This window comes from Nodosilinea sp. LEGE 07088 (assembly GCF_015207395.1).
GTDB lineage: Bacteria > Cyanobacteriota > Cyanobacteriia > Phormidesmidales > Phormidesmidaceae > Nodosilinea.
The window spans coordinates 1-4,052 of record NZ_JADEWX010000295.1 but is presented as its reverse complement, the minus strand read 5'-3'; the positions used below and the strand labels follow the sequence as shown (position 1 = coordinate 4,052).

Below are 4,052 nucleotides of genomic sequence, written 5' to 3'. Positions count from 1 at the left end.
GGCTAGGGGGGCTAGGGAGCCCAGCGATCCGGAACGGTGGACATATTTCCGCCTTCGAGTACTGGTGAAAACCTCCTACCTTGGTGGCGATAGCTATAGTAGGTAAGTCAAGCTATCGTGTTTCACCCGTTGAGATACCTGTTCGTTGGCATTGGCTCAATTCTATTGCTGGGGCTAAGTATCTGGGCGATCGCACCTGCTCCGACCCGTTGGTTACTCACCTTTGCGGTAGGGGCACCCGAGATTAGCCCCTGGCTGATCGTCGGCAATCTAGTTTTTCTGAGTCTGGGGTTGCTTGCGCTAAGTCACTCTTGGATGGGGTGGGTCACCGTTACCGTTAGCTGTCTGGCTCTGATATTGAGTGCCTCGCCCCTCAGCCAGTTTCAGGCTGCGAATCAGGTGGCTCAGCAGACATTTGTTCAGGTCATAGGGGCAGATTACCCGGCGATCGCGGGGTCAAGGTTGCAAACAAAGGGGCGATCGCAGCCGTTTGTGTTGGCCGACAGCTTTCGGGGCATTGCCACGGCACCCGTGCGTGAGACACCCGACATTCCCTTTGCACAGCCCGATGGCGTGCCGCTCACCCTCACCCTCTATCAACCCGCACAGTCTGGCACCTACCCCGGCATTGTGATGATCTATGGTGGCTCTTGGCAGACAGGGAGCCCAGCGGCCAATGCCCAATTTGCTCGCTATATGGCCAATCAGGGCTACGTGGTTTGGGCCATTTCCTATCGCCATGCGCCCGCATACCAGTTTCCTGCCCAGCTAGAGGATGTGCAGACGGCGCTGGAATTTCTCAAAGACCACGCTAAGGCGTACGAAACCGATGCTGAGCGAATTGCGCTGCTGGGGCGATCGGCGGGGGCGCAGCTGGCCCTGCTGGCGGCCTATCAACCGGGGCCTTTGTCCATTCGAGCGGTGGTCGACTATTACGGGCCGATCGATTTATTAAACGGGTACTACGACATTCCTAAACCCAACCCGTTAGATGTGAGAGATGTGCTGGAGACGTTTCTGGGGGGAACGCCTGACCAGGTGGAGGAGCGCTACAAAGCTGCTTCTCCCAGCTCATTTGTGGCCCCTAATTTGCCGCCGTCTCTGCTGATCTATGGTGGCAAAGACCACATTGTAGAAGCCAAATTTGGCCAGACGATGGCTAAGCGGCTGGCAGCGGCGGATAACCGAGTTGGGTTTATAAAAATTCCCTGGGCTGACCATGCCTTTGATGCAGTCTTTAATGGCGTCAGCAACCAGCTGGCGCTGTACTACACAGAACGGTTTTTGGCCTGGGCGCTGCGTTAGTGCGGCAACTAAATTACACCCTTGGAGCTGGGAATCAGGTGCGCCCGGCGGGGGTCAACCTCGGTGGCCATGCGCATGGCGCGGGCAAAGGCCTTAAACGTCGCCTCAATAATGTGGTGCGAGTTAATGCCGTCGAGCTGGCGAATGTGCAGCGTCATCTGGCTATGGTTGACGACGGCAACAAAAAACTCGCGCACCAGCTGGGTGTCATAGGTGCCCACCCGCTGGGTGGGAATCTCTAGGCCATAGCTGAGGTGGGGCCGACCCGAAAAGTCGAGGGCGACCTGCACCAGTGATTCATCTAGGGGCGCAACAAAATGGCCAAAGCGGGTAATGCCCTTGCGATCGCCCAGGGCCTGGTGCAGCGCCATGCCCAGGGTAATGCCCACATCTTCGTTGGTGTGGTGGTCATCAATTTCAATGTCGCCCGTGGCCCGCACCGCCAGGTCGATCAGCCCGTGGGACGAAATCTGGTGCAGCATGTGGTCCAGAAAGGGAATGCCCGTCTTGGCTTCGCACTGCCCGGTGCCATCTAAATTCAGGCTCACCTGCACATCGGTTTCGCCCGTAGTGCGGCTGACGTTGGCGCTGCGGCTGGGGTAGGTGAGGCCAGGGTTGGCCACCGAGAGGGGACGATCTTGGGTTTGCATGGCGAGTTGCTGACAGGGCGAAATTCTAGTTTACCGAAGTCTGGCGGACTCCAGTCGGGTGGCCCCGGTCTGGCGAGGCGATCGCCCTAGGGTTTTTGGGCGACAAAGCAGTAATTTTGGCACAGCTGAGGCAGCACCGTACCCAAAACGCGATCGCAGTTATCCCAGGCCGTTGCCACCAGGGGTTGGTGCCCGACCACCGGCCACTGGCCGACGATGTTTCTGGGCAACCAGCCGTAGCGCTTTACCTCCAGCAGCGTCAGCTGGGCCTGGGCGCACAGGGCCTCAATGTCGGGGCGGGTATAGCGATACTGATGGTGATACTTATTGGGTAGGCGCGTAGACAACCATTCAATCCAGCTGTAGCGGTTAGGCAGGTGATAGCAGAGAAACCTACCCTGGGGTTTGAGAATCCGGTAGATCTCCCGCAGGCTAGACAGCTCATCGCCCTGGCCCTCCCTGACATGCTCTAGCACTCCCACCGAAACCACCGCATCGAACTGGCCATCGGCGTAGGGCAGCCGCACGGGTTCCTCCAGAGAGCCCTGCTGAAACCCAAAGCCCTGGGCCATCAGCTCTGGCAGTAGGGCAAATGTCTCAAACGCAAAGCCGCAGGCTTGGTAACCCTTGTGCACCAGATAGTAGGAAAAATGCCCGTTGCCACAGCCCCAGTCGAGCACTCGCCCGCCCGGCCTCAGGTAGCGATCGCATAGTCTATAGAGCCGCCGGTACTGGTTGGCCCCCACCAGACTCGTAAACTGAGCGTAGGCGCTATCTTGTCGGCCATAGGTGGTCAAACGGGTCACAATCGCCGCGTCAGAAAGGGGGCCAGAAAGGGGAAAAGGCATAGTCTTCCTAAACCGTGGCCTGCATCGTCATCAGCACCGATCGCAAAACATCATCGCTGACCGCATCGGTCAGGCGCACCCGCCCCAGAGACTCTGGCAAAATGAAGTTGACCCGGCCCGCCTCCACCTTTTTGTCGCTGAGCAGAGCCCGCAGCAGATCGTCGAGCGCCAGACCAGCGGGGATCTGGGTGGGCAGGCTGGTCTTTTGCAGCAGGGCCAGCTGCCGAGCGGCCAGGGACTGATCCCACAGGTTCAGGCGCACCGCGATCGCCCCAGCGGCCACCATGCCAATGGCGACCGCCTCGCCGTGGTTGACGCCGCGATAGTGCATCAGGCTCTCAACCGCGTGGCCAATGGTGTGGCCATAGTTGAGAATGGCCCGCAGCCCCGCCTCTTTTTCATCCTGAGAGACCACATCGGCCTTGGCCTGGCACGATCGCGTCAGAATGGCGTGCAGCAGCTCGTCGCTCACATAACGATACTGATCGAGGCGGGGGGCGGCTTCGAGCATTGCGAACAGCTGTTTATCCCAGATCACGCCGTACTTGATTACCTCCGCCATACCAGCCCGAAATTCTCGCGCCGGGAGGGTCTTGAGCACCAGCGGGTCGATCACCACCAGGCGAGGCTGATGAAACGCCCCAATCAGGTTTTTGCCCTGGGGATGGTTGACGCCGGTCTTGCCGCCGATGGAGGCATCGACCATGGCCAGTAGCGACGTGGGCACCTGCACCACACTGATGCCCCGCAGCCAGGTGGCGGCGGCAAAGCCCGTCATATCGCCAATCACGCCGCCGCCCAGGGCCACCATCGCCGACTTGCGCTCCAGGTGAAAGGCCAGGGCAGCAGCGTAGATTTTTTGAATCGATTTGAGGGTTTTGTAGCGCTCTCCAGCGGGCAGTAGGCAGGTCTCGACGGCGTAGCCCACCTGGGACAGGGCTGCTACCACGCGATCGCCATAGTGCTTAAAAATCGCCGGATTAGACACCAGCAGCAGCTTTTGCCCGGGTTTCACCAACGGAGTCTCCCCCCCAACCAACCAGGTACCCAAATGGTCAATACCATCGGTAGCCACCATGACCTCGTAGGGCTGGCGGGGCAGGGGCACAGGAATGATAGATTTCATAGGCATAGCCAGGGCGATGGAGACAGTTAGCTTAAAACTTTAGCGGGTTCAGGGGCCAACGCGATGAGGACGGTAGGGAGGTGAAGACGGTAGAGAGGCGTTTTGAATTTATCCCCCCATCCC

The 4,052-nt window shown here is 59.2% G+C and carries 4 protein-coding genes; 1 reads left to right on the top strand and 3 read right to left on the bottom strand.

Annotation, left to right across the window (positions count from 1 at the left end; all coding sequences use genetic code 11):
• The first annotated feature begins 129 nt into the window (after positions 1 to 129).
• Positions 130 to 1,305 carry an alpha/beta hydrolase fold domain-containing protein gene (locus tag IQ254_RS30000; protein WP_228041230.1) on the top strand — a complete coding sequence of 392 codons (1,176 nt, stop codon included), beginning with the start codon at positions 130 to 132 and terminating at the stop codon, positions 1,303 to 1,305.
• Between the two features lie 8 nt (positions 1,306 to 1,313).
• Here the strand turns inward: IQ254_RS30000 and hisB are convergent, their stop codons facing one another.
• From hisB to aroB, 3 genes are all read right to left on the bottom strand, one after another.
• On the bottom strand, positions 1,314 to 1,955 hold the full coding sequence (gene hisB, locus IQ254_RS29995; RefSeq protein ID WP_193969801.1) for an imidazoleglycerol-phosphate dehydratase HisB: 642 nt from the start codon (positions 1,953 to 1,955) through the stop codon (positions 1,314 to 1,316).
• Positions 1,956 to 2,041: 86 nt separating this feature from the next.
• Positions 2,042 to 2,803, bottom strand: coding sequence for a class I SAM-dependent methyltransferase (locus IQ254_RS29990; protein ID WP_193969800.1), 762 nt, complete (start codon positions 2,801 to 2,803; stop codon positions 2,042 to 2,044).
• A gap of 7 nt (positions 2,804 to 2,810) precedes the next feature.
• On the bottom strand, positions 2,811 to 3,929 hold the full coding sequence (gene aroB / locus IQ254_RS29985) for a 3-dehydroquinate synthase (protein ID WP_193969799.1): 1,119 nt from the start codon (positions 3,927 to 3,929) through the stop codon (positions 2,811 to 2,813).
• Positions 3,930 to 4,052 lie beyond the last annotated feature (123 nt).